Here is a 24,084-nt window from a genome sequence, read left to right as displayed (position 1 = left end):
ATGCGCACCGTGGACACGCTCCCGTGCCCGATCCGCGAGGACGAGTACGTACGGATCCCGCTCACCGACGGCACCCGCCTGGCCGCCCGCATCTGGCGCCCCCTGGACAGCCACGCACACCCAGTCCCGGCGATCCTGGAGTTCATCCCCTACCGGCGCCGCGACCTGACCGCCCACCGCGACTCCATCCACCATCCCTACACGGCCGGGCACGGGTACGCGTGCGTGCGGGTGGACCTGCGCGGCAGCGGCGACTCCGAGGGCGTGCTGCAGGACGAGTACCTGGAACAGGAACTCCAGGACGCCGAAGAGGTCCTGGCCTGGCTGGCCGAACAACCCTGGTGCGACGGAACCACCGCCATGATGGGCATCTCCTGGGGCGGCTTCAACGCCCTGCAGGTGGCAGCACGCCGCCCCGCGAGCCTGGGCGCGATCGTCACCGCCTCCTCCACCGACGACCGCTACTCCGACGACGTGCACTACATGGGCGGCTGCCTGCTGGCCGACAACCTCTCCTGGGCCTCGACCATGTTCGCCTACAATTCCTGCCCGCCCGACCCTGAGCTGGTCGGTGAGCGCTGGCGTCAGCTCTGGCACGAACGTCTCGAACACAGCGGCCTGTGGCTGGAGACCTGGATGCGCCACCAGCGCCGCGACGACTACTGGAAACACGGGTCGGTGGCCGAGGACCTGGGCGCCATCGAGGTGCCGGTCATGGCGGTGTCCGGGTGGGCCGACGGCTACTCCAACTCGGTCTTTCGCCTGTTGGCCGGCCTGGACGTGCCCCGCCTGGGCCTGCTCGGGCCCTGGTCCCACAAGTACCCGCACCTGGGCCAGCCCGGCCCTGCCATCGGGTTCCTGCAGGAACTGGTGCGCTGGTGGGACCGCTGGCTCAAGGGCACCGACAACGGCGTCATGGACGCCCCGATGCTGCGCGCCTGGATGCAGGACAGCGTCGAACCCTCCACCGACTACGACGAACGCCCGGGCCGCTGGGTGGGCGAGAACACCTGGCCCTCCCCCAGCATCGAACCCGCCGTCCACGACCTGGCCCCGGGACGCATTCTCGCCCCCGGACACACCGCCGACCCCGACCAGGCGCCCCTGACCCTGTCCTCACCACTGTCCACCGGCCAGTACGCCGGGAAGTGGTGCTCCTACAACGCCCCGCCGGACCTGCCCTACGACCAGCGCGAGGAGGACGGCGGGTCGATGGTCTTCGACAGCGGCCCGCTCACCGAACGCCTCGAGATCCTGGGCTCACCCGTGGTCGACCTGGAACTGTCGGTGGACCGCCCCGACGCCATGGTTGCGGTGCGCCTGTCCGACGTGGCCCCCGACGGCGAGGCCACCCGCGTCACCTACGGGTTGCTCAACCTCACCCACGCCGCCGAGGACGCCGACCACGAACACCCCCGCAAACTCCAGCCCGGCCGCAGGTACTGCGTCTCGGTGGCCCTGAACGGCATCGCGCAGGCCTTCCCGCCCGGACACCGCATCAGGGTCGCGGTCTCCACCTCCTACTGGCCCCTGGCCTGGCCCTCACCCGAACCCGTCATGCTGCGCGTACACCCGGGGCCGCACACCCGCGTCCTGCTTCCCGAGCGCTCACGGCCACAGGACTCGGGCCCCGAACCCGCGCCCTTCGGAGAACCCGAGGGCACCGCCCCCATCGACACCACCACGCTCGCACCCGGAGAACAGCGCTGGGACCTGTCCCACGACCTGGTGCATTACCGGTCCTCGCTGAACGTGGTCAAGGACCTGGGCACGATCCGCCTCGACGACATCGGCCTGGAGCTGACCCGCCGCGCCGTCGAGGACTACAGCTGGGTGGCCAACGACTACGACTCGGTGCGCGGCGAGACCGTGTGGACCATGGGTTTCCGGCGCGGCGACTGGGAGGTGAGCACCACCACCCGCACCGTACTCACCTCGAGCCCCAGCCACTTCCACCTGCACGCCACGCTGGACGCCCACGAAGCCGGAGAGAGGGTGTTCTCCAAGATCCACTCCACCCAGATCCCCCGGGACCACGTGTGAGCACACACACCGACCGGCCCGCGCCCGGAAGGTGAGCTGTGGCACTGTCTGTGCGCCAGCTCATGGTTACCCGCCGGTCACCCCTTACATTGGACTGATTCACCACGACCTGCTCACAAGGGGGACATGTGCTCTACGGTGCGCTGCGCCGGACCGCGGCGACCATCGCCCGGGCGGCCTGCCGACCGACCGTCCAGGGCCGGGAGAACGTCCCCGACCACGGCCCGGTCCTGCTGGCCAGCAACCACCTGTCGTTCGTCGACAGCGTCGTCATCCCCCTGTCCCTGCCCCAGCGCCCGGTCCGGTTCCTGGCCAAGAGCGACTACTTCGAGGGCCGCGGACTCAAGGGCTGGGCCACCCGCACCACCTTCGGCACCCTGGGGGCCATGCCCGTGCGCCGCGACAGCGCACGCGACGCCATGCTCACCCTCGACATGATGCTCGAACGCCTGGCCGAGGGCGAGGCCTGCGTGGTCTACCCCGAGGGCACCCGCTCGCGCGACGGCCGCCTCTACCGTGGCCGTACCGGCATCGCCCACCTGGCCATGGAGTCCAAGGCCCAGGTCGTGCCCGTGGCCCTGTCGGGCACCCCGGACGTGCAGCCCATCGGCACCAACGTGCCCCGCCCCCACCACTTCGGCGTCAGCTTCGGCGAGCCCCTGGACTTCTCCACCGGCTACGACCACCTCGCCCCCGGCAAGGCCCGCCGCGTCATCACCGACGAGGTCATGGACGCCATCGCCGCGCTGTCCGGCCAGGAACGCGCCCCCGGCTACAACGACTCACCCGAGAAGGGCTGACCCGCTAAACGCGCGGATCGACCAGAAACCGGTCCGGCGTCAACGGAAGATTNCCCCAGCCGAACCCACGATCCCGATCTCCCCCACACCGCGCGAACCCATAGGCGTGGCCCGCACGTCCGCGCCCTCCAACCACTCGGCCTCCACCCGCTGCACATCAGCGTGCGCAGCCACGTGGTACTGGGCCAGATCGTGGTTGACCACGTGCCCCGACCGTGCGTCCATCACCGTGTGCTCGTGCAGGGCCATCGACAACCCCATCACCATCCCGCCCACCAGCTGCGAACGCACCAACCGCGGGTTGAGCACCCGCCCCACCGAGAACAACCCGTACATGCGGGGGACGCGAACCTCACCGGTGTCGGCATGCACACGCGCCTCCACGAAATGCGCCCCGAAGGAATACACCGCATACCCCGGAGCCACCGCATCCTCGGGCGTGCCCGCCCGCACACGCGCACCGTCTCCCGGTTCACCGCCGTGCTCCTCCCGCAGCGCCCGGGCCGCGGCCACCACTGCCGACCCCCACGAGGACGTGCCCGCCGAACCCCCGGCCACCGTCGCCGGCGGCAAGGCGGTGTCACCGATACACACCCGCACCCGCTCGACCGGCACCGCCAACGCATCGGCCGCGATCTGCCCCAACACCGTGCGCGCACCCGTACCGATGTCGGCCGCACCCACCGAGACCGTGTACACGCCCTGTTCGAACACGATCTCGACCTCCGAGCCCGGGTTGACGAAGTGCGGATAGACCGCCGAAGCCACCCCGGTGCCCACCCACCACTCGCCCTCACGCCGGCTACGTGCACGCCCGTCACGCCCGGCCCACCCGAAACGCCGCGCGCCCTCCTGCAGGCACTGCACCAACCTGCGGTCCGACCAGGGCGCACCCGTCTCCGGGTCCAGGTCGGGCTCGTTGCGTTCACGCAGCACAATCGGATCCATCGCCAGCTCACACGCCAACTCGTCCAGCGCCGACTCCAACGCGAACATGCCCGGCGCCTCGCCCGGCGCACGCATCCAGAACGGGATCGGCACGTCCAGGGCGGCCAGCCGGTGGGTGGTGCCCCGGTGCGGCGCCGCGTACATCATGCGCGTGCACACCGCGCTCTGCTCCGCGAACTCCTTCACGGTGGAGGTGTGCTCCTCCACGTCGTGCACCACCGCCGAGAGCACCCCGTCACGGGAGGCCCCCAACCGCAACCGCTGGATGGTGGGCGTGCGGTGCCCCACCAGGGAGAACATCTGCTGCCGGGTCAGAGCCAGCTTGACCCATCGCCCCGGCACCGCACGCGCCGCCAAGGCCGCCAACACGTTGTGGGCGTGCGGAGAACCCTTGGAACCGAACCCGCCCCCCACGTGCTCGGAGACCACACGCACCTGGTCCCGACCCAGCCCCAGGACCTGCGCCAGGCTCTCGCGCACCGGGTGCACACCCTGCGTGGAGTCGTGGACCGTCAACGACCCACCCCCGACCCCCTCCTGCCACAGCGCCGTGCACGCGTGCGGCTCCATCGGGTTGTTGTGCTCCATGGGGGTGCGATAAGTGCGGTCCAGCACCACCGGCGCCTGCTCCAACGCCGCCGCCGGGTCCCCCTGCCGGGTGTCGGCGTCCGGGTAGGCGTTGAGCTCATCGGGGCAGTACAGGCGCGGATGCCCCGACCCCAGCACCACCTCGTGCTCCTCGGCGTGCTCATCCACCTGCACCAGCTCGGCGCCCCGGCGCGCCTGCTCCGGGCTCCGGGCCACCACCGCCGCCACGATCTGCCCGCAGAACCCGATGTCGGGCCCCTGCAGCACCGCGAACTCCGCGTCCGAGGTGTCGGCCAGGCGCTCGGCGTTCTCGTGCGTGAGCACCGCCTCCACCCCCGCCGACCCCTGCGCTCGCCCGATGTCCAGAGCCACCACCCGGCCCCGGGCCACCGTCGAGAGCACCGGGTGCACATACAGTGCCTGCACCGGCTGCTCGTAGGCGTACCGGGCACGCCCGGCCACCTTGTCCCAGCCCTCCACACGTTCGTCCGGGCGGCCCAGCGCCCCCTGCTCCACGCTGCTCACGCGCCCTCCTCCTCGACCAACGACCGCAACACCGCACCGACCGTGTTCACCGCCAAAGGCACCTTGAAGGCGTTGTCGGAGCCCGGGCGGGCCTGCTCGAACTCGGCCCGCGCCGCCTCCCGGAAAACCTCCTCGGTGGCCTGCCTGCCCACCAGCGCCTCCTCGGCGTGGTGGGCCCGCCACGGCATCGGCGCCACACCGCCCAGCGCCAGGCGCACCCCGGCCACGCGCCCCTCCTCCACCTGCAGGGCTGCAGCGACCGACACCAGAGCGAACGCGTACGAGGCCCGCTCCCGCACCTTGCGGTAGGCCGAACGCCGCACCCACGGCAGCGCCGGCAGGTCCACGGCGGTGATCAGATCTCCCTGCTCCAGCACGGTGTCGTACTGGGGACGGTCCCCGGGCAACCGGTAAAGCCCGCTGACCGGCACCCCGCGCTCACCACGTTCGGTCAACACCTGCACCTGGGCACCCAACGCCGCCAGCGCCACCGCCATGTCCGAGGGGTGGGTTGCCACACAGTGCTCGGAGATGCCCAGGACCGCATTGTCGCGCCCGTGCCCGTGCAGGGCCCCGCACCCGCTGCCGGGCTCACGCTTGTTACAGGGGGTCGTGGTGTTCTGGAAATAGGGGCAGCGCGTGCGCTGCAACAGGTTCCCGCCGGTCGTGGCAGCGTTGCGCAACTGCCCCGACGCCCCCGACGACAGAGCGGCCGAGAGCACCGGGTAGCGCGCACGCACCAAGGGGTGGGCGGCCAGATCGCTGTTGGCCACCCCCGCGCCCACGCGCACACGCCCGTCGGCCAACTCGCTCACACCGGCGTCCAGGGCTCCTCGCACGTCCACGAGGTGGTCGGGTTCGGCAACACCGAGTTTGAGGTGGTCGACCAGGTTGGTGCCCCCGGCCAGAAAACGCGCACCCGGATCCTCCGAGACGGAGGCCACGGCAGAAGCGGTATCCCGGGCCCTGGTGTAGCGGAAGGGCTTCACCGGGCCACCTCCCGCACCGCCGCCACGATCGCCGGGTAGGCGCCGCACCGGCACAGATTGCCGCTCATGCGCTCGCGGATCTCGGCATCGGAGGCCTCCACCGGGCCCTCGGGGTGGGCGGTGGCGTGGCTGGGCACGCCCGCCTCCAGCTCGGCGAGCACCCCCACCCCCGAACAGACCTGCCCCGGCGTGCAGTACCCGCACTGGAACGCATCGTGCTCCACAAAAGCCCGAGCCAGCCGATGGGGGCCGCCCTCACCGCCGGCCAACCCGGCCGCGGTGGTCACCTCGTCCCCGTCGCAGGCCACTGCCAACACCAGGCACGACAGGATCCGCCGCCCACCGACCAGGACCGTGCAGGCCCCGCACTGGCCGTGGTCGCACCCCTTCTTCGGCGAGTACTCCCCCAACCGGTCGCGCAACGCGTCCAACAGGGTGGTACGGGTGTCCACGGTCAACTCCCGCCGGACCCCGTCCACGTCCAGAGTGATGGTGGCCTCCACCGGCGCCGCCCCCTCGTTCTCGACCTCGACGACGCCACACAGTCTGTTGCACTGGATGCACGCACCGAAACCGACACGGCGAGGGCTCCGCCGCCGCAGGCCTCACCCGGCAAGGTTCAGGGCCGGCGGCCCGTCAGCGCGATGAGCCGCTCCTGCACCGGGGCGTCCTCGGCCACCGCCACAGGCTCGTCGAAGATGCCCGCATATACGTTGGACTCACCGAAACCCTGCCCCTGCGCCCACGTGTACACGTTCTCGACCAGGTCCGCGTCCAACGCCTCGTCCGCACCCAGCGCCCGCGCCAGGTCCCAGGCGTGCACGGTCAGGTCGAAGGTCATCTGCCACAGGTACAACTCGGCCGGGGCGTCACCGAAGGACAGGTGCACCGTCGCCTCCAGCGAGGAGGGCGCCAACCAGGCCGTACGCGCCTCACGCGCGGCCAACTCCCAGGTCGCCACCGGCTCCTCACCCAGGTTGTCGCCGTCGAAACGGTCCCCGATCTCCTCCATGCGCGCCCCGGCCACCAGGTGCGGCACCCACAGCTGCTCCGTGGTCAGGTGGTTGACCAGGTCGTGCACGTCCCAGTCCGCGCACGGGGTCTCCAGCGCCCAGTCGGTCAGCGAGACGGACTTGACGCGGCGGTCGAACTCGGCCATAGCCGTACCGTGCAGATCGATCAGTGCACTCATCGGTGCGCACCCCCCGGTGGTCTGGTGTGTGATTCGGGCCCGGACCGGCCTGTTCACCGGCCTCCGGGCCCGGGCCAACGTACACCAGCGGCCCCGGAGGACGATCCCCCCGGGGCCAGCGGGGACCTCAGTGCGCCGGGACCTCCTCCGGTGCGGCGGCCCCCCGCCGCACGAGGAAGGTCGCAGCGAAGGCCAGCACCGAGATGACCGCGCCGAGGGTGAAGGCGGTGTTGATCCCGGCCGCCTGCGCGGCGACCTCACCCGTGCCGTCGGCGGCCAACCCCGCCGCGGTCGCCGACATCACCGTGGTGAAGGTGGCCGTACCCGCGGCCCCCGCCACCTGCTGGACGGTGCCGACAACGGCGCTGCCGTGCGAGTACAGCTTCTTGTCGAGCGAACCCAGTGCACCGGTCAGCAGCGGCGTGAGCATCAGCCCCAGGCCGATGCTCATGAACACGTGCGTGGCCACCACGACCGCCGGCGCGGTGCCGGTGCCGAAGACCATCACCATCGTCCACAGCACCACCGAGACCAGCGCCGCACCCGGAATCACCAACGGACGCGGACCCACCCGGTCGTACAGGCGCCCCACGAACGGGGCGAGCAGACCCATGACCAGACCGCCGGGCAGCATGACCAGCCCGGTCGCCAGGGTGTCCAGACCCAGCACGTACTGCATGTAGACCGGCAGCAGGATCAACGTGCCGAACAGCGCCAGGAAGCTGACCCCCACCAGGCAGATGGAGATGGAGAACTGGCGCGAGAGGAACACCCGCAGGTCCAGCAGGGCACGGTCGCCGCGCTGCAGCCGCCGCTGGCGCAGCACGAACACCACNTGGCGCAGCACGAACCCCCCCAGCGCCACCGCACCGATCGCGACGGCCGCCCACGGCGGGACCACCGGGTCGGCCTCGGCGGCCTTGCCCAGGCTGGAGAAACCGTAGACCAACCCGCCGAAGGCCAGGGCCGAGACCAGTACCGAGGGCACGTCGATGCTGGCCGCACGCGGTTCGGTGACGTTGCGGATGAACAGCGCACCCAGCAGCAGCCCGCCCAGGGCGATGGGCAGCACCAGCCCGAACAGCCACCGCCAGTCGAGCACGTTCAGGATCAGGCCCGAGATGGTCGGACCCACCGCCGGGGCCACCGACATGACGATGGAGATGTTGCCCATGGTGCGCCCGCGCCGGTCGGCCGGGACCATGTTCAGCACCGTGGTCATCAGCAACGGCATCATGATCGCCGTGCCCGAGGCCTGCACGATGCGCCCCATCAGCAGCACGGAGAAGCCCGGGGCCAGGAAGCAGACGAGCGTGCCCAGGGAGAACAGGCTCATCGCGGTGATGAAGACCCGCCTGATGTGGAAACGCTGCAAGAGGTAACCGGTCACCGGGATGACCACGGCCATGACCAGCATGAACGCCGAGGTCAACCACTGGCCGGTGTCCACCGAGATCCCCAGGTCGCGGTTCAGGGCGGGCAGGGCCACACCCATGATCGTCTCGTTGAGGATGACGATGAAGGCCGAGACCAACAACAGTGGAATGACGAATCGGTCCGCGCGCGGATTGCGCTGCGGTTCGGCCGCCTCGGAGGCGGGTGGGGTGGGCTGCCCGGTCACAGGTGTCCTCGGAGTGTCGTGATGGTCGGTGGTGGTGGCGGCCTGCCCGGGGGATGAATTTTTGCAGACCGTGCAATGCAACCCGCCATGTTAATCAGACATTCCAGCACCGGACCATCGATTTTTCGCCGAGCAGAGCGTGAGACCGGCCTCAGGCCACCGCCACCCGGCCGCGCCGGTCCACACGCACCGCCAGAGCCAGGCTGAGCAGGGCACATACCCCGAACCCGGCCGAGGCGAACGGCAGAGCACCGGGGCCGAATGCGGCCAACAACACCCCGCCCACGACACCGCCGCCGGCCACACCCAGGTAGGTGCCCGAGGTGTTGAGCGCCAGCGCCTGCGGGGCCACCGGACCGGCCAGGATGTGCAACCGCGCCTGGATCGCCGGGGAGGTGAAGAAGGCCGCCGCGCCCAAGAGCGCACTGACGGCTCCCATGGTCCACACCGGGACCGGGCGCAGCCCCCAGAGCACGGCGAGGGCGGCCATGGCGGCCAGGAAGGCCCCCACGCCCGTGGCCAGTGCGCGGTCGGGGCCCCAACGGCCCCCCGCCAGTCCCCCGGCCCAGATCCCGACCATGCCCGCCAGCCCCGAGAGCGCGAACAGGGCGCCGCGCACGGTGGTGTCGGCCCCCGACAAGGCCACCGTGAACGGTGCCAGATAGGTCATCAGCATCATCGACCCGGTCATGAACAGAGCGTTGGCCGCCAGCCCCAGCGACACTGCCGGGGCCGCCAGCACCCGCAATTGCTCGGAGAGCGACGGTGGATGCCCGTCCTGTTCGGCGCGGTCCAAGGTGGCCAGGATCGACGCCGCAGCCGCCGCACCCAGTACCGCCATGAGCGCGAAGGTGGCCCGCCACCCGAGCGCACCGCCCACCCACGTGCCGATCGGCACACCAGCGGCGATGGACCCGGTCACACCCAGCGCCACCACGGCGATGTAGCGGCCGGTACGCCCTGCGGGCGCCCGGGCGGCGGCCACCGCGAACAACGAGGGCGTGGTGGCCGCCGCGGCCAGGGCCGCCGCCACACGCAACACCACGAGCACCCCGTAGGAGGGGGTGAGCGCGGCCAAGGTGTTGGCCGCCACGAACACCGCCAGACTCACCCCGAACACACGCCTCCGGTCCATGCCGGCCAGACCCACCCCGGCCACGGGCGCGGCCAGGGCCACGGTGACGGAGAAGACGGTGACCAGCTGGCCCGCCTGGGACTGGCTCACCCCCAGGTCCTCCGCGATCTCCGGCAGGACTCCGGCGATGACGTAGTCGTCGGTGTACAGGACAAAAGCCGCGAACAGCAGCGCGAGCAGCCACACAGGCACGGGAACCTCGTTTCGGGCAGGGTTGAGGTGCCCGCAGCGCACCGCGGGCGATCGGGAGGGTCGTCCCCGCGCCGGTTGAGCGAACCCCGGCCGGGGGCGGTGTCAGTCCTGTGACCCGCCGGACAGCACTCCGCGCAGGAAACGGCGTACCGAGGCCCGGATCCCGTCCGGTCCCGGGGATCCGTGCGGCAGGACCGCGTCGTGGCCCAGCCCCGCCACCAGCGCGGCCAGGTCCTCGGCCGCCTCGTGCGGGCACTGCGCCCCGGCCCCGGACAACGCGTCGCGCAACACCGTGCGAAGGTCCGCGGCCATGGTGCGGGCCATGGGGCGGTAGAGCTCCTCGGTACGGGCCGCGGAGACGAACTCGGTCAGCACAATCAGCTCGGTGGTGCGCTCGGCGTCCAGGGGCAACAGCTCCTCGGCGATGAGCGCCACCCGCTCGACGGGCTCCTCCTCGCCAGGGCCGTGGCGTTCCAACCGGGCGGCCATGCGCTCGCCCACCTCATGGGCGGCCGCGGCCATCAACTCACGGTGACTGGAGAAGTAGTGGCGCACCGACCCGATGTTGATCCCGGCCTCACGCGCCACCTCACGCAGCGACACCGCACCCACCCCGCCGGCCACGACGAGCCGGAAGACCGCCGCCACGATCGTGTGGCGGCGCTGAACAGGATCCACGGAAACAGGCACCACCGGAACGTATCACACCTGTGATACATCCAGGGGTGGCACGTCCCACTCCCCCGACCAGCCCCCACATCCGCGATCGCGCCTAGACTCGTTCTCCGTGCCCCGACGGGCACACGATGAGCCACGGCCCGCCCGAGGGCCTGCCCGGCAGCCGAGCCCCACGGGCTCCGCCCACGCAGGCCGAGCCCCGAACTGAGAGAGCCAGCCGCGCCCGACGCGCAGGATCCGGGCCCCGCCTTCCATCACGCCCCGCACACCACGTGCGGCGGGCGCCGTCCTTCATCCGAGCACTGCACCGCACACAGCCGTGCTCCTTTTCCCGACCGAGAAGAGTCTCCTTTTCCATGTTCTCCAGCCTGCGAACACGTGTGTCCACCAGCGGGGGCCGGCCCGATCCCTGGGTGATCGCCGTGACCGCGTCCGCACTCGTGGCATTCGTGGCCGCGGCCCTGACCGCCCCCGGACAGGTCAGCTCCGCCATCGACACCGCCTTCGGCTGGTCGGCCACCTGGTTCGGCGCCTACTGGCAGATCCTGCTCGTGGCCACCCTCGCGATCATGACCGTGCTCGCGTTCTCGCGCTACGGACGCGTCCGTATGGGCGGCAACGTCGCCCCCGCCTTCAGCTGGTTCCGCTGGGTCGCGATGATCCTGACCACCCTGCTGGCCGCCGGCGGCATCTTCTGGGCCGCCTCCGAGCCCATCGCCCACTACGTCGACCCGCCGCCCCAGTACGCCGACCAGGCCGGGGGCATGGACGGCGCCGCCGTGGCCATGGCCCAGTCCTTCACCCACTGGGGCTTCGGCGCCTGGGCCATCGGCGGCTCCCTGGCCACCCTGGTCATGATGCGCGGGGTCGAGAAGGGCCTGCCCCTGCGCCCACGCACCCTCCTGTGGCCGATGCTCGGCGAACGCGTACGTACCCACTGGCTGGGCACCGTCGCCGACATCGCCTGCATCCTGGCCGTGGTCGCAGGCACCGTCGGCCCCATCGGATTCCTGGGACTGCAGGTCTCCTACATCGCGGGCGAGGCCTTCGGCCTGCCCGACGGCTACGCCACCCAGGCCGTGGTCGTCATCGGGCTGGCCCTCATCGCCACCGTCTCGGTCCTGACCGGACTGACACGGGGCATCCAGCTCCTCAGCCGCTTCAACGTCTACGGCGCCATCGCCATGGTCCTGAGCATCGTCGGCCTGGCCTCAGTGCCGTTCGTCACCGACCTGTTCCTGCAGTCCGGTGCCGTGCACGCCCGCGAGATCCTGCCGATGATGCTCTTCCGGGGCGACGCCGAATGGCTCGGATACTGGACCGTCTTCTTCGCCGGCTGGTTCATCGGCTACGGGCCGCTCATGGCCATCTTCATCGCCCGTATCTCCCGCGGGCGCACCGTCCGCCAGATCTACGTCGGCGCCACCGTCCTGCCTACCGTGGTCACCTCCGTGTGGTTCACGGCCCTGGGCGGAAGCGGCCTCTGGCTGGAGATCCAGAACCCCGGCACGGTCTCCGACGCCTACGCCGAGGACGGCCTGCCCGCCAGCGCCCTGGCCATCGTCCAGGCCCTGCCCCTGAGCGGGGTGATGGCCGTGGTCATGGTGGTCGTGACACTCATCTTCTTCGCCTCGACCATGGACGCCATGTCCTACTCCATCTCCACCTCGAGCATGCACTCGGGTGAAGAACCCACCCCGCTCGTACGGGCCTTCTGGTGCCTGGGCATGGGCGTGGCCGCCGCCGTGCTGCTGCTCATCGGCGACGGAGGCGTGGAAGCGCTGCAGTCCTTCATCGTCGTCAGCGCCGTCCCCGTGGGCCTGATCCTGCTGCCCACCCTGTGGGGCGCACCACGCCTGGTACGCGAAATGGCCGTGGAACAGGGAGTGGTCCCCGCGCCCCGAACCGAACCCGCCACCCAGGCAGGCGAGGAGAACACCCCAGGGCCCACCAAGGTGGACGCCGACCAGGTCTGACCCGCATTCCGGCGCAACGGGGGCCGCACCGCACGCCGGCGCGGCCCCCGACCTGCACCGCACGCGCGCCTTCCTAGACTGAAGCGATGAGCAGCCACCACCCACACCCGGTCGCCTTCGTCCTGGGCGGCGGAGGCATCCGCGGCGCCGTCCAGGTCGGCATGCTCGAGGCCCTGCTGGAACACGGTGTACGCCCCGACCTCGTCGTGGGATCCTCCATCGGGGCCATCAACGGCGCCATCGTCGCCGCCCACCCCGGCCCCGACGCCGCCGGACTGCTCCACCGCGCCTGGAACTCACCCCGCGCCCGCGCCGTCTACGGCGATCCGTGGGCCACCAACTGCGCCGCCTCATCACCACCCGCACCCACATCAACTCCCCCGAGCCCCTGCGCCAACTCCTCCGGGACACCCTGGGCGCCGACACCCGCTTCGAGGACCTGCCCACACCCCTGCGCGTGGTCGCCGCCAGCATCGAGAGCGCCGCAGAACACTGGTTCACCACCGGCCCGCTGATCCCCGCCGTCCTGGCCTCGGCCTCGGTGCCCGGGCTCCTGCCACCGACCCGCGTGGGCCAGGAGCACTACCTCGACGGCGGCATCGTCAACTCCATCCCCCTGCAAGCCGCCCTGGACGCCGGCGCCCGAACCGTCTACGTCCTGCACGTGGGACGCGTCGACGAACCCCTCACCGCACCCACGACCCCCGTCGAGACCGCCCGCGTGGCCTTCGAGATCGCCCGCCGCCACCGCTGGGCCCGCGACCTGGCCGACCTTCCCGACGACGTCGACCTGCACGTCCTGCCCACCGGCGGCGCCCTGGAGGGCGACCAGAACCTGAGCTCCTACAAGCGCATGGACACAGCGCCCGCCCGCATCGACCGCGCCCACCGCGCCACCCGCGCCTACCTGGAGGGCCCCTGATGCCCCTGCCGCCACTGCCCGTACGGCGCCTCGTACTGGCCCCGGCCGTGGTCCTGCTCGGCTTCGTCCTGCTCAGCATCCTGCCGCTGTGGCTGCTCATCACCCTGGCGGCGATGTCCATGGTGCCCGGACGCCTGCGCCTGCCCCGGGTGCTGTGGATGATGATCTTCTACATCCTCTGGGATGCCGCCGCACTCCTGGCCCTGCTCGGACTCTGGATCGCCTCCGGGTTCGGCTGGCGCATCCGCTCACCCGGGTTCCAACGCGCCCACTACGCCCTGGCCGGCGCCTTCCTGCGCGTGCTCTTCAACCAGGCCCGCTGGGTGCTGCGCCTGCGCATCCGCACCGTCGGCGACGGCTCCAGCGCCGGGTTCCTCCGCGACCCCAACCCACCCGAGCGGCCCCTCATCGTCGCCTGCCGCCACGCCGGCCCCGGCGACTCCTTCATCCTCGTGCACACCCTGATCAACCGGGCCCACCGCGAGACCCGCATCGTGCTCAAGGACACTCTGCAGTGGGACCCGGCGATCGACGTGATGCTCAACCGGCTGCCCAACCGGTTCATCGCCCCCGCACCGCCCACCGGCCCCGCCCCCGCCGACCGCCTCGCCGACCAGGTCGGCCAACTCGCCCGCGGCCTGGACGGCGACGACGCCTTCGTCATCTTCCCCGAGGGCGGCAACTTCACCCCGGACCGCCGCCTGCGCCGCATCGACCGGCTCCGCGAGGACGGTGCCTCCGCGCTGGCCGACCGCGCCAGCGCCATGCGCAACGTCATGGCCCCGCGCACCGGCGGCCTCTTCGCCGCGCTGGACGCCGCACCCCACGCGGACGTGGTCTTCGTCGGCCACACCGGGCTGGACCGCATGCTCACCGTCGCCGACATCTGGCGCGAACTGCCCATGGACAAGCAGATCGTCATGCACGGCTGGCACGTGCGCGCCGAAGACGTACCGCCCACCGATCAGGCGCGGCGCCGCTGGCTCTACGACTGGTTCGCCACCATCGACGACTGGATCGAGGAGAACCGCCCCCGCGAGGACGCCGTCTGAGCCGGCCCGCTCAGACCTGAACGCCCTGGGCGCGCAGCACCGCCTCCATCAGCCCCGGGAAACACTCCTCCAGCTCCTCGGAGCGCAATCGACTCATCCGCGATGTGCCCTCGTAGTACTGGCGGATCACCCCTGCCTCACGCAGCACCCGGAAATGGTGCGTCGAGGTCGACTTGCTCACCGGGAGCTCGAAGGAGATGCAGGCCATGTCCTCGTGGCCGCGCGCCAGATCGGAGACGATCCGCAACCGGACCGGGTCGGCCAACGCGCTCAGCACCGACTCCAGACGGATCTGCGCGGCCTCGGGGTGCTCGAGCTGCCGCCCGGGGGAAGTGCGGCCGGTATGGGGCATGATCTGGATCCTTCGTCGCCGTGTACTGCCCTCAAAGTAAGAAGACCAGCATGGTTTGACAATCTTCGTACTACGAGAGCTATCGTACGATGCGTGCGGTCGACCCCGCCCACCCATCCACACCCGACCGGAGGCCACTCCGTGAGCACCCTGTTCACCCCACTGACCCTGCGCTCCCTCACCATCCCCAACCGCGTGTGGATGGCACCCATGTGCATGTACTCCGCCGACGCCCAGGGACCCGACACCGGCACACCCACCGACTTCCACCTCACCCACCTCGCCTCCCGCGCCGCCGGCGGCACCGGACTCGTCATGACCGAAGCCACCGCCGTCCGCCCCGACGGCCGCATCAGCCCCTGGGACCTGGGCCTGTGGAACGACCGCCAACAGCAGGCCTTCACCCGCATCACCCGCGCCATCCGCGATCACGGCTCCGTCCCCGCCATCCAACTCGCCCACGCCGGACGCAAGGCCGCCACCGACCGCCCCTGGAACGGCGGCCACGCCCTGCCCCACGACCAGGGCGGCTGGACCCCCGTCGCACCGAGCGACGACCCCTTCGACGGCCTCCACCACCCCCACGAGCTCACCACCGACGAGATCACCCAACTGGTCACCGACTTCGCCACCGCCGCCGAACGCGCCCGCGACGCCGGGTTCCAGGTCGTCGAGATCCACGGCGCCCACGGCTATCTGATCAACTCCTTCCTCTCCCCCGTCGCCAACCACCGCACCGACCACTACGGCGGCACCCTCGAAAACCGCATGCGCTTCGCCCTCGAGGTCGCCGACGCCGTGCGCGCCGTCTGGCCCGACGACCTGCCCGTCTTCTTCCGCACCTCAGCCACCGACTGGCTCACCGAGAACCCCGACGACGCCCGCACTGGTTGGACCGCCGACGACACCGTCCGCCTCGCCAAGGAACTCCACTCAGCCGGCATCGATCTCCTCGACGTCTCCACCGGCGGTATGGTCCCCGACGCACAGATCCCGGCCGGCCCCGACTACCAGGTCCCCCACGCTGCCCGAGCCCGCCAGGAATCCGGCATCGCCACCTCCGCCGTCGGCGTCATCGTCGAACCCGAACAGGCCGAACGCATCGTCTCCACCGGCCAGGCCGACGCCACCATGCTCGGCCGCCAACTCCTGCGCGAGCCCTACTTCGCCCAGCGCGCCCGCGCCGAACTAGACCAACAGCCCTCCTGGCCCCAGCAGTACGGCTACGCCGTCATGCGCTGAGAGCCACCCGGAGGGGCCGGCGGCAGGAACACCCCTGCCGCCGGCCCCTCCCGTGTGCACACCCCATGACTCGGTTCACATCCCGACACACCCCCACACGCAGGCCCTCCACCGACGTAACTCGGATCACCGTGACCTGACCGCGAACCGGGGATTGCCATCCCGTGGTCCTGTGTTGGAGCCAGGAGTCGCCCCACGAGGCGGCCCGGGCGCCCGGTCGGCAACGGCCCACGGCGCCACAGCCCGCTCCGACGAGCGGACCCACCGCACCCGTCCCTGACCGGGGACCCGGACTCGGCCCCACGTAACTCGAATCACCGTGACCAGGAGCTGAACCCGGGATTGCCACCCCATGAGGGTGCGTTGGACGCGGAAGTCGCCCACAGCGGCGACCCCCGAGCGCCCCGCCCGAAGGCGGCTCACGGCGCCCCACCCCAGACCGCTTGCCAGACGCACGGGAGATCCTGGTGAACCTGACCTCCGTTCGTCCGCGCCGCCGTGCCCGGACCACCACCGCCCCGCGGCGCGGCGCGGTACTGCTCGTCCTCGTCCTGGGCGTGCTCTCCGCGCTGGGCCCGCTCGCCACCGACCTCTACCTGCCGGCCCTGCCCCAGATCTCCGACGACCTCGCCACCTCCGAGGCCCGCGTCAAGTTCACCTTGACCACCGTCATGATCGGCATGGCCCTCGGCCAACTCGTCATCGGCCCGCTCAGCGACCGCTGGGGACGCCGCGGGCCCCTCCTGGCCGGCCTGGCCGTGTTCACCCTGTCCACCTTCGGCATCGCCATGGCCACCAGCGTGGAGACCTTCACCGTCCTGCGGTTCCTGCAGGGCCTCTCGGCCGCCGCCGGCCTGGTCATCTCCCGCGCCGTGGTCCGCGACGTCTTCGACGGCGACGCCGCCGCCACCTTCTTCTCCCGACTGGTCCTGCTCTCGGGCCTGGCACCCATGCTCGGGCCCGTCCTGGGCGGACAACTGCTCCTCATCGGCCCCTGGCCCCTGCTGTTCGTCGCCCTGGGCCTGGCCGGGGCCGCCTCCTTCGCCCTGGTGTGGACCACCCTGCCCGAGAGCCTGCCCGCCGACCAGCGCGAGAAGGTCTCCGCCCGCAACCAGGCCGTCCTGTTCGCCTGGCTGCTCAAGGACGTACGCTTCATCGGCCCCACGCTGGTGTTGGCGTTCAACTTCGCGATGAGCTTCACCTACATCTCGACCTTCTCCTTCGTGTCCCAGTCCCAGCTGGGCGCCGACGCACAACAGTTCAGCCTGGTCTTCGCCATCACCACGCTCGGCATGATCCTGGGGAACCAGGCCAACGCCGCCCTCGTTCCCCGCATGGAGGTGCACCGCCGCCTCCTGCTCGGCCTGAGCGGCTCCCTGCTCTCGGTGCTCGCCCTGATCACGCTGGCGGCCACCGGAACCGCCACACTGGTGTCGGTGACCACCGCGCTGTTCGTGATGATGGTCTTCACCGGCCTGGTCGCACCCAACGCCACCGCCCTGGCCCTGAGCGGGCAGGCCCCGCGCGTGGCCGGGAGCGGGTCGGCCCTGCTGGGCACACTGCAGTTCGGCCTCGGCTCGAGCCTGGCCGCCACCGCCGGCATGACCGGGCCGGTCACCCTGGCCAGCATGAACACCGTCATGCTCCTGACTGCGATCGGCGCGTTCGCCGCCTTCGTGTTCTCGGCCCGGCACACCATGCACCCGGCCGGCCCCACACAGCCGGCCGGGGAGGAGCACGTGCCCGATCCGGAGGAGTTGGCCGCTGCAGAGAGCGTCGTGCTCACCGACAGCGTTCCGCACACCGAGGACGCCGGTGCCGACGATGGGAGCGCCCCCGGTACCGGGAGCGTGGCGCGCCCGGAGACTGTCGGCACCCGCGGTTAGGTTCGTGGCCCGGCCCCAGGGGTCGGGCCACACGACTGCGAGGTGATCATGACGGCCGTTCCCACCCCACACCCGCTCACCGACCAGCCAGCATGGAACTGGGTGGAGGCGCTGACCGAGTTCACCGCCACCACCCCCACCTACTGGCTCACGGTCTCCGGCACCGACGGCCGACCCCATACCCGCCCGATCCTGGCGGTGTGGTCCCACGGCGCCCTGTGCTTCGCCTGCTCACCCGAGAGCGCCAAACACCGGCTGCTGAACGCCGATCCCCGCGTCAGCCTGGGGTTCACGTCCCACAACGCCGATGCCGTCGTCGAGGGCACCGCCGAACGCCTCGTCGACCACGACGCCCTGACCCGGGTCTCGGCCGCCTACGCCGAACGCTACGGGTGGGCCCCCGTCCCGGGTTCCGGGCAGTTCACCGGCCCCGAGGGCGCACCCACCGCCGGCTCTCCGCCCTACCGGGTCTTCGCCGTGTACCCGACCGCCGTTTACACCTTCCCCGCCTCCGAGACCGCCGCGGGCGCCACCCGGTTCGCCTTCTGAGCAGACCCGATGCGGCTCAGAGCTCGAAGACCAGGCAGCTCGAGGAGGCGGTCGCCACGGCCTTGCCGCCATCGTCCCGGATCTCGGCCTCGGCGAAGGCCGTCCTCCGCCCGGGTTTGACCACCCACCCGCGCGTGTACAGCGGCGTTCCCGCGAAGACCGGGCGCAGGTAGCCGACCTTGATCTCCACCGACGTGTAGCCCACGCCGACCGGAAGGGTGGACTTGGACAGCGCACCCCGTGGCCGAGTCCAGCAGGGTGCACATGAGCCCGCAGTGAACAGCACCCATGAGGTTGCACACCGACTCGTCGGGGGTTCCCTCGAAACGTACCTCGCCCTCCTCGGCACCGGTCATCGTGAACCCCATGAGCTGGGAGATCGGCGCCGACGGGAACGCGCCCCCGGCCCAGGCACGCAGGCGCTCCAACCCGCTGACCCCCTCCCGGGCGGCGACCACCAGCTGGGGGTCGTGCCAGGTCACGGTCTTGCTCCGGGGTTCGCCCCACACCTCGGGGGCCTGTGCGTCGTGACTCGCCATGGCGGCACCATGGTCCTCACCGACTCCCCCGCCCCTCAGCGGGGCACCCCACTCGCAACACGCCGGGACGGAATGCGCCGCGCAGGGCCCGTGAAGCACAGTTGACCTGGGTTTTCGCCTCGGAGTGACCTCCGGACACCCGATCGGGCGAGAAACCCGGTGCCACTTCACGGCACAATCCTGTGCCATGTCGGAACACCACCCACGCCGTGCCGCCCTCCGCCTCGCCGCCGCAGCATCCGCCACACTGCTGCTGGCCGGATGCTTGTCCGGCCAGGGCCACGTCGGCCTGCACGCCAGCGGCCACTTCACCGCCGGGCAGAAGTTCCCCACAGCCCTCATCACCTGGTGCGGGGAAGAGCCTCCGGCCCAGATCGACCTGGTCGCCGACGACCACAGCTGGCGCCTGACCGCCACCGAGGAGCTCGCGGGCGGCGAGGTCGAAGTGGACCTGTCGGCGCCCGGCGAGGCCTGGCAGATCACGGACGGCGACGGGCGCGCCGCCTACCGGGTCGTTCCCGCCTCCCCCGAGACCGAGTACACCCTGGGCGTGTCCACCGAGACCGTCGAGGCCGGCGACGAACCCACCCACGACGTGGCCGACCTCGCCTTCACCACCGGCGCTCTGGCCGCCGAGGACGGCGTCTACGCCAGCGACGGTGATGAGGGGCAATTGGTGTCGGCCGAGGATTTCCCGCCGGAGTGCTGATAGGGGGACTGGGTGTGAAGTGACAGATCGGGACACCTTTACGACGTAGATGCAATCCGGTGCCCCTGCCCGGGTCGGGACCAGTGGTCTTCGCGGCGCGCATCCCCTGACCCGGAAAGCCCCCGGTGCCCCCACCCGAGCCGTGCGAGAACGACACCGATGCCACCCGCGGATGTCCCAGCCAGAACTCACTGGCCTCGGCCGTCAGCTCCGTTCTGTGGCTCTACGCCAGGCTCCCGAACGACTCACAGATTCCACACTGGCCCTGCACAACCCCGGACGCATGAGCCATCCGGATTCAATTCAAGGACTCAAGAAACTCCGTTCATCATGCATAGCCATGTCGACCTGTCGAACCTGACAGGAATCGAGAACATCACGGTTCACCTTTTGACCCAATCGCCGCGAGCCCACGGCACCCACGTCCTCGGCCCCGACTCGAAAATCCTGAGCGAGTGACCGAAAGAGACCGAAGACCCCATCCCTGCAGGCCATTCGCCTCTTGCACCCGAAACCCCATCCCCCTAAAATTCCCACCCCGCCCATACCTGGCACTCCATACCGCCTTCCGAGAAAAGCCCCCTAGAATCGGAATCGCACCCATAGACCGCTGCCGGGAAAGGCCCCCATGAGTGAAACCGACGGCAGCCGGGCCCTGCACACCGAACAGGATCGGCTGTCCCTTCCCGAAGTGCGTCTGGACGACCTCCTCGACGAGGTCCGCTCCCGGATGAGCATGATCTCGGCGACGCAGGAACGCATCCGCACACTCCTGGAGGCCGTGGTCTCCATCGGCGAGGGCCTGGATCTCGACCCGCTCCTGGTCCGGATCGCGGAGACCGCCACGAGCCTGGTCGACGCCCGTTACGGCGCGCTCGGGGTGATCGGCCCGGACGGGGATATGAGCCGCTTCATCCCCGTCGGCCTGTCCGAGCACGAGATCTCCTGCATCGACCACTGGCCCCGCGGCGAGGGGATCCTGGGCCTGCTCATCAAGGAGCCCGAGTCCTTGCGCCTGAAGGACGTCGCAGAGCACCCGGAATCGCGCGGTTTCCCGGAGGGCCACCCGCCGATGCACACGTTCCTGGGCGTTCCGATCCGCATCCGCGACCAGGTCTTCGGCAACCTCTACATGACCGACAAGCGGGACGGCTCCGAGTTCACCGGCGACGACGAACTCCTCCTGCGGGCGCTGGCGACGGCGGCGGGCACGGCGATCGAGAACGCCCAGCTGTTCGCGGAGTCGCGCAGCCGGGAGACGTGGCTGAACGCGTCGGGCCACATCACGACGACGCTGCTGTCGGGTGCGCCGCCTGAGGAGGTCCTGCGGCTGGTCGCCCAGCGCGCGCAGAGCATGGCCCGGGCCGACCTCGCGGTGATCGCAATGCCCGGTGAGACCCCGGAGACGCTCACCGTGCGTGTGTGGGAGGGGCCCGCAGGACCAGCAAACCCCGCTGATCCCGCCCGCACCACCGGCCCCACCGACCGCGGCTCCGCAAGCCCTGACGCCAGCCTCGATGAACTGTCCACCGGTGCACGCGGCGAGACGCTCTCGTGTGCGGCCCGCACGCTCCTCGGCCGGGTCTACCTGGGCGGGCAGCCGTTGCAGACCGATGTGTCCCTGGGCGAGGGCGGCGACGGCGGCACGGAGTTCCTGACCCGCCTGGGCATGGGGCCGGTGCTGGTGCTGCCGTTCGGCCCGCCCGACGGTGCGCGCGGCGTACTGGTGCTGGCGCGGGAGAACTCGCGGCCGGACTTCCGCAGCAGTTGGTCGAGCATGCTGTCCTCCTTCGCCAACCAGGCCGCAGTGGCCCTCGAGTTGGCGGAGGCGCGTCTGGACTCCGAACGCCTCAGTGTCCTGGAGGACCGCGACCGTATCGCCCGGGACCTGCACGACACGGTGATCCAGCGCCTGTACGCGACCGCGATCACGCTGATGGGCACCGTGCGCCGGATCGAGGACTCCACGTCGGCCTCCCGGGTGCGCAACGCGGTCGACGACATGGACGACACGATCCGCCAGATCAGGTCGACGATCTTCGCGTTGCAGAGTTCCTCGGAGGAGGGCGACGGTTCGTGGCTGCGTTCGAAGGTGCTGGACCTGGTCAACGGTGCGTCCGAGGCGTTGGGGTTCTCACCCCGGCTGCTCACCCAGGGCCCGCTCGACAACGCGGTGGACGAGCGCACCGGTGAGCACCTGTTGGCGGTGTTGCGGGAGCTGTTGTCGAACGTGAGCCGGCACGCGGGCGCCACGGCGGTGGACGTCGAGGTGGCGGTGGCCGACGGATCGGTGACACTGCGGGTGCGCGACGACGGGTGCGGGATCCCCGAGGGTGCGGCGCGCAGCGGGCTGTGCAACGCGTCGGCGCGGGCGGAGGAGCTCTCGGGTTCGTTGTCGGTGGTCTCGGAACCGGGTCGGGGAGCGTCGGTGGAGTGGTCGGTCCCGGCCCGGTGCTGACCCTCCGTCCCACAGGGCCCTTCCCCGGCCGCCGGCCCCGTCGGCGGCCGGGGGTGGTGCCTTCAGGCGGACTGCTCCATGGACAGGCGAACGGCATAGGCGGCGGCCTGGGTGCGGCGGGCCATGCCCAGCTTGGCCAGCACACGGGAGACGTAGTTCTTCACGGTCTTCTCGGCGAGGTACATGCGCGCGCCGATCTCGCGGTTGGTCAGGCCTTCCCCGATCAGCTCGAGAACACGCCGTTCCTGTTCGGTGAGTTCACTCAGCGGGTCCTTGCGCCCGGCCTCTTCGCGCAGGCGCTCGAGCATGCGGGCGGTGGACTCGGGGTCGAGGAGGGAGCGTCCGGTGGCGATGGTGCGAACCGCGCCGACCAGGTCGGTTCCGTGGATCTGCTTGAGGATGTAGCCGGAAGCGCCCGCCATCACGGCCCCGTAGAGGGCCTCGTCGTCGGAGTAGGACGTGAGCATGAGCATACGGGTGGCGGGCAGCATCGATCGGATGTCTCGGCAGGCCGTGACGCCGTCGCCGTCGGGCAGTCGGACGTCGAGCACGACCACGTCGGGCTCGAGCGCGAGCACGCGGGCCAGGGCCTGTGCGGCGGTGCCGGCCTCGCCGACGACCTCGATGCCGTCCTCGTCGTCCAGGAGTGAACCGACGCCGCGTCTGACGATCTCGTGGTCGTCGACCAGGAACACCCGGATGTTGTCGGCTGCATCCATCGGGTGCGCACCTCCTCAGCACTGGATGTGATGCCCGGCAGCGCGGACCGCCCCGGACCGAGGGCTGTGGGTTCGTGTGGGTGCTGTTGGCCCTGGCGCACCCTCGACGCCCCCGGGGCCACCCTCGGCGGCGGCCGCCGCCGAGGGGGCGAACGCCCGTTCACCAGATTAGACAGCCTTGATCGCGGCTTGTCGTGCCAAACGTCCCCTTCTGTTTGGGGCGTGTGTCCCGCCGGGTAATCGGGGGGTGGGGACCTTCGCCGTGCTGAGGGGGACCGGCGGACCATGCCTTCGGGTTCTCGAACCGGGAGTATGGCGGAGGTAGGAAGCGAAGGCACACCACTGGGGGGCGTGTGATGGCTGAGACGAGCGGTGCCGGCGCAGGTACGGGCGCGGCGCCGGGGGCGGCGGTGCCTCCGGGGCAGCGCCAGGCGGACGAGGAGTTCGCCGGGACGGACCGGCTGACCGAGGACGAGACCCTCCTGGAGGGCGCCGACATCGCCGGTACGGACGACGCCCGGTTCACGGTCCTGGAGCGGCAGACCTGCTACAACCTGCTGGCCTCCCACGACATCGGCCGGGTGGCCTTCACCATCGAGGGTGACGCCGCTCCGACGATCCTTCCGGTCAACTACGCGCTCATGCACGACACCATCGTGTTCCGGTCGACGCTGGCCGGGACGATCATGCGTTTCGCGCGGGGATACGCGGCATTCCAGGTCGACCACTTCGACGAGGAGCGCCGCGAGGGTTGGAGCGTACTGGCCTCGGGCCGGTGCCGCTGGGTGCGCGACTCGGGGGAACTGGCCCGGATTCCGCAGGGCCGCCTTCCCAAACCGTGGGCGGAGGGCGACCGTGACCAGGTCCTGAAGATCACCCCGGGCAGGGTGACCGGGAGGAGGATCGCCAGGTCCTGACCGAGGACGGCCGACGGGCACCGTCCGTCGGCGCTCCGTCGACGCCCGGTCC

General features: G+C 70.8%; 21 protein-coding genes and 1 pseudogene. 12 read left to right on the top strand and 10 right to left on the bottom strand.

What is annotated here, in order from left to right; genetic code table 11:
- Together D474_RS0123005 and D474_RS0123000 are read left to right on the top strand one after the other, a co-directional pair.
- Positions 1–2,043 (top strand): CocE/NonD family hydrolase, encoded by a 2,043-nt coding sequence (locus D474_RS0123005; RefSeq protein ID WP_017615835.1) that lies wholly within the window; start codon positions 1–3, stop codon positions 2,041–2,043.
- Positions 2,044–2,171: 128 nt separating this feature from the next.
- A complete protein-coding gene (locus D474_RS0123000; RefSeq protein ID WP_017615834.1) occupies positions 2,172–2,843 on the top strand; it encodes a lysophospholipid acyltransferase family protein in 672 nt (223 codons plus the stop codon).
- A gap of 39 nt (positions 2,844–2,882) precedes the next feature.
- On the opposite strand, the gene D474_RS0122995 is transcribed toward D474_RS0123000, so the two are convergent.
- The 7 genes from D474_RS0122995 to D474_RS0122965 all read right to left on the bottom strand — a co-directional run bounded on the left by D474_RS0122995 (position 2,883) and on the right by D474_RS0122965 (position 10,711).
- Entirely contained in the window at positions 2,883–4,781 is a 1,899-nt protein-coding gene (locus D474_RS0122995) for a xanthine dehydrogenase family protein molybdopterin-binding subunit (RefSeq protein ID WP_449289370.1), read from the bottom strand.
- 119 nt (positions 4,782–4,900) lie between these two features.
- Positions 4,901–5,893 carry an FAD binding domain-containing protein gene (locus D474_RS0122990; protein ID WP_026118728.1) on the bottom strand — a complete coding sequence of 331 codons (993 nt, stop codon included), beginning with the start codon at positions 5,891–5,893 and terminating at the stop codon, positions 4,901–4,903.
- A complete protein-coding gene (locus tag D474_RS0122985; protein WP_017615831.1) occupies positions 5,890–6,396 on the bottom strand; it encodes a 2Fe-2S iron-sulfur cluster-binding protein in 507 nt (168 codons plus the stop codon). Before D474_RS0122985 ends, D474_RS0122990 begins: the two co-directional genes overlap by 4 nt.
- Before the next feature lie 116 nt (positions 6,397–6,512).
- On the bottom strand, positions 6,513–7,085 hold the full coding sequence (locus D474_RS0122980; protein ID WP_026118727.1) for a TIGR03086 family metal-binding protein: 573 nt from the start codon (positions 7,083–7,085) through the stop codon (positions 6,513–6,515).
- A 127-nt stretch (positions 7,086–7,212) separates the two neighbouring features.
- The gene (locus tag D474_RS0122975) at positions 7,213–8,706 is read right to left on the bottom strand and encodes an MDR family MFS transporter (RefSeq protein WP_017615829.1); all 1,494 of its coding nucleotides are present in this window, start codon (positions 8,704–8,706) and stop codon (positions 7,213–7,215) included.
- A 151-nt stretch (positions 8,707–8,857) separates the two neighbouring features.
- Complete coding sequence (locus tag D474_RS29760; protein ID WP_051051093.1) at positions 8,858–10,033, bottom strand: MFS transporter; 1,176 nt, start codon at positions 10,031–10,033, stop codon at positions 8,858–8,860.
- Between the two features lie 102 nt (positions 10,034–10,135).
- Positions 10,136–10,711: a TetR/AcrR family transcriptional regulator gene (locus D474_RS0122965; protein ID WP_161628701.1), complete on the bottom strand. Its 576-nt coding sequence runs from the start codon at positions 10,709–10,711 to the stop codon at positions 10,136–10,138.
- 356 nt (positions 10,712–11,067) lie between these two features.
- Between D474_RS0122965 and D474_RS0122960 the strand changes: the two genes are divergently transcribed.
- From D474_RS0122960 to D474_RS0122950, 4 genes and pseudogenes are all read left to right on the top strand, one after another.
- Positions 11,068–12,687, top strand: a complete 1,620-nt coding sequence (locus tag D474_RS0122960; protein WP_017615826.1) for a BCCT family transporter — start codon at positions 11,068–11,070, stop codon at positions 12,685–12,687.
- A gap of 86 nt (positions 12,688–12,773) precedes the next feature.
- Positions 12,774–12,896, top strand: a pseudogene (locus tag D474_RS34130) (patatin-like phospholipase family protein); the annotation flags it as partial.
- 119 nt (positions 12,897–13,015) lie between these two features.
- Entirely contained in the window at positions 13,016–13,609 is a 594-nt protein-coding gene (locus D474_RS29755; RefSeq protein WP_017615825.1) for a patatin-like phospholipase family protein, read from the top strand.
- On the top strand, positions 13,609–14,661 hold the full coding sequence (locus tag D474_RS0122950) for a 1-acyl-sn-glycerol-3-phosphate acyltransferase (protein WP_017615824.1): 1,053 nt from the start codon (positions 13,609–13,611) through the stop codon (positions 14,659–14,661). The genes D474_RS29755 and D474_RS0122950 overlap by 1 nt, the downstream gene beginning before the upstream one ends.
- 10 nt (positions 14,662–14,671) lie before the next feature.
- On the opposite strand, the gene D474_RS0122945 is transcribed toward D474_RS0122950, so the two are convergent.
- A complete protein-coding gene (locus D474_RS0122945) occupies positions 14,672–15,013 on the bottom strand; it encodes an ArsR/SmtB family transcription factor (protein ID WP_017615823.1) in 342 nt (113 codons plus the stop codon).
- A 141-nt stretch (positions 15,014–15,154) separates the two neighbouring features.
- On the opposite strand from D474_RS0122945, the gene D474_RS0122940 reads away from it, so the two are divergent.
- From D474_RS0122940 to D474_RS0122930, 3 genes are all read left to right on the top strand, one after another.
- Positions 15,155–16,255, top strand: coding sequence for an NADH:flavin oxidoreductase/NADH oxidase (locus D474_RS0122940; RefSeq protein WP_017615822.1), 1,101 nt, complete (start codon positions 15,155–15,157; stop codon positions 16,253–16,255).
- A 467-nt stretch (positions 16,256–16,722) separates the two neighbouring features.
- Positions 16,723–18,141, top strand: coding sequence for a multidrug effflux MFS transporter (locus D474_RS0122935; protein ID WP_017615821.1), 1,419 nt, complete (start codon positions 16,723–16,725; stop codon positions 18,139–18,141).
- 48 nt (positions 18,142–18,189) lie between these two features.
- Complete coding sequence (locus D474_RS0122930; RefSeq protein ID WP_152477006.1) at positions 18,190–18,690, top strand: pyridoxamine 5'-phosphate oxidase family protein; 501 nt, start codon at positions 18,190–18,192, stop codon at positions 18,688–18,690.
- A 16-nt stretch (positions 18,691–18,706) separates the two neighbouring features.
- Here D474_RS0122930 and D474_RS33650 read toward each other — a convergent pair whose 3' ends face one another.
- Positions 18,707–18,895 (bottom strand): PaaI family thioesterase, encoded by a 189-nt coding sequence (locus tag D474_RS33650; protein WP_017615819.1) that lies wholly within the window; start codon positions 18,893–18,895, stop codon positions 18,707–18,709.
- A gap of 521 nt (positions 18,896–19,416) precedes the next feature.
- Here D474_RS33650 and D474_RS0122920 point away from each other — a divergent pair.
- Together D474_RS0122920 and D474_RS0122915 are read left to right on the top strand one after the other, a co-directional pair.
- Positions 19,417–19,938, top strand: a complete 522-nt coding sequence (locus D474_RS0122920) for a hypothetical protein (protein WP_017615817.1) — start codon at positions 19,417–19,419, stop codon at positions 19,936–19,938.
- A 628-nt stretch (positions 19,939–20,566) separates the two neighbouring features.
- The gene (locus tag D474_RS0122915; protein WP_017615816.1) at positions 20,567–22,396 is read left to right on the top strand and encodes a GAF domain-containing sensor histidine kinase; all 1,830 of its coding nucleotides are present in this window, start codon (positions 20,567–20,569) and stop codon (positions 22,394–22,396) included.
- A 62-nt stretch (positions 22,397–22,458) separates the two neighbouring features.
- On the opposite strand, the gene D474_RS0122910 is transcribed toward D474_RS0122915, so the two are convergent.
- Positions 22,459–23,115 carry a response regulator gene (locus tag D474_RS0122910; RefSeq protein WP_017615815.1) on the bottom strand — a complete coding sequence of 219 codons (657 nt, stop codon included), beginning with the start codon at positions 23,113–23,115 and terminating at the stop codon, positions 22,459–22,461.
- 356 nt (positions 23,116–23,471) lie between these two features.
- Between D474_RS0122910 and D474_RS0122905 the strand changes: the two genes are divergently transcribed.
- Positions 23,472–24,032 (top strand): pyridoxamine 5'-phosphate oxidase family protein, encoded by a 561-nt coding sequence (locus D474_RS0122905; RefSeq protein ID WP_017615814.1) that lies wholly within the window; start codon positions 23,472–23,474, stop codon positions 24,030–24,032.
- Positions 24,033–24,084: the final 52 nt, after the last annotated feature.

Origin of the sequence: Nocardiopsis salina YIM 90010 (assembly GCF_000341025.1) — a bacterium.
GTDB lineage: Bacteria > Actinomycetota > Actinomycetes > Streptosporangiales > Streptosporangiaceae > Nocardiopsis > Nocardiopsis salina.
The sequence above is the reverse complement of the archived record's forward strand: the minus strand, read 5'-3'. Positions and strand labels throughout refer to the sequence as shown.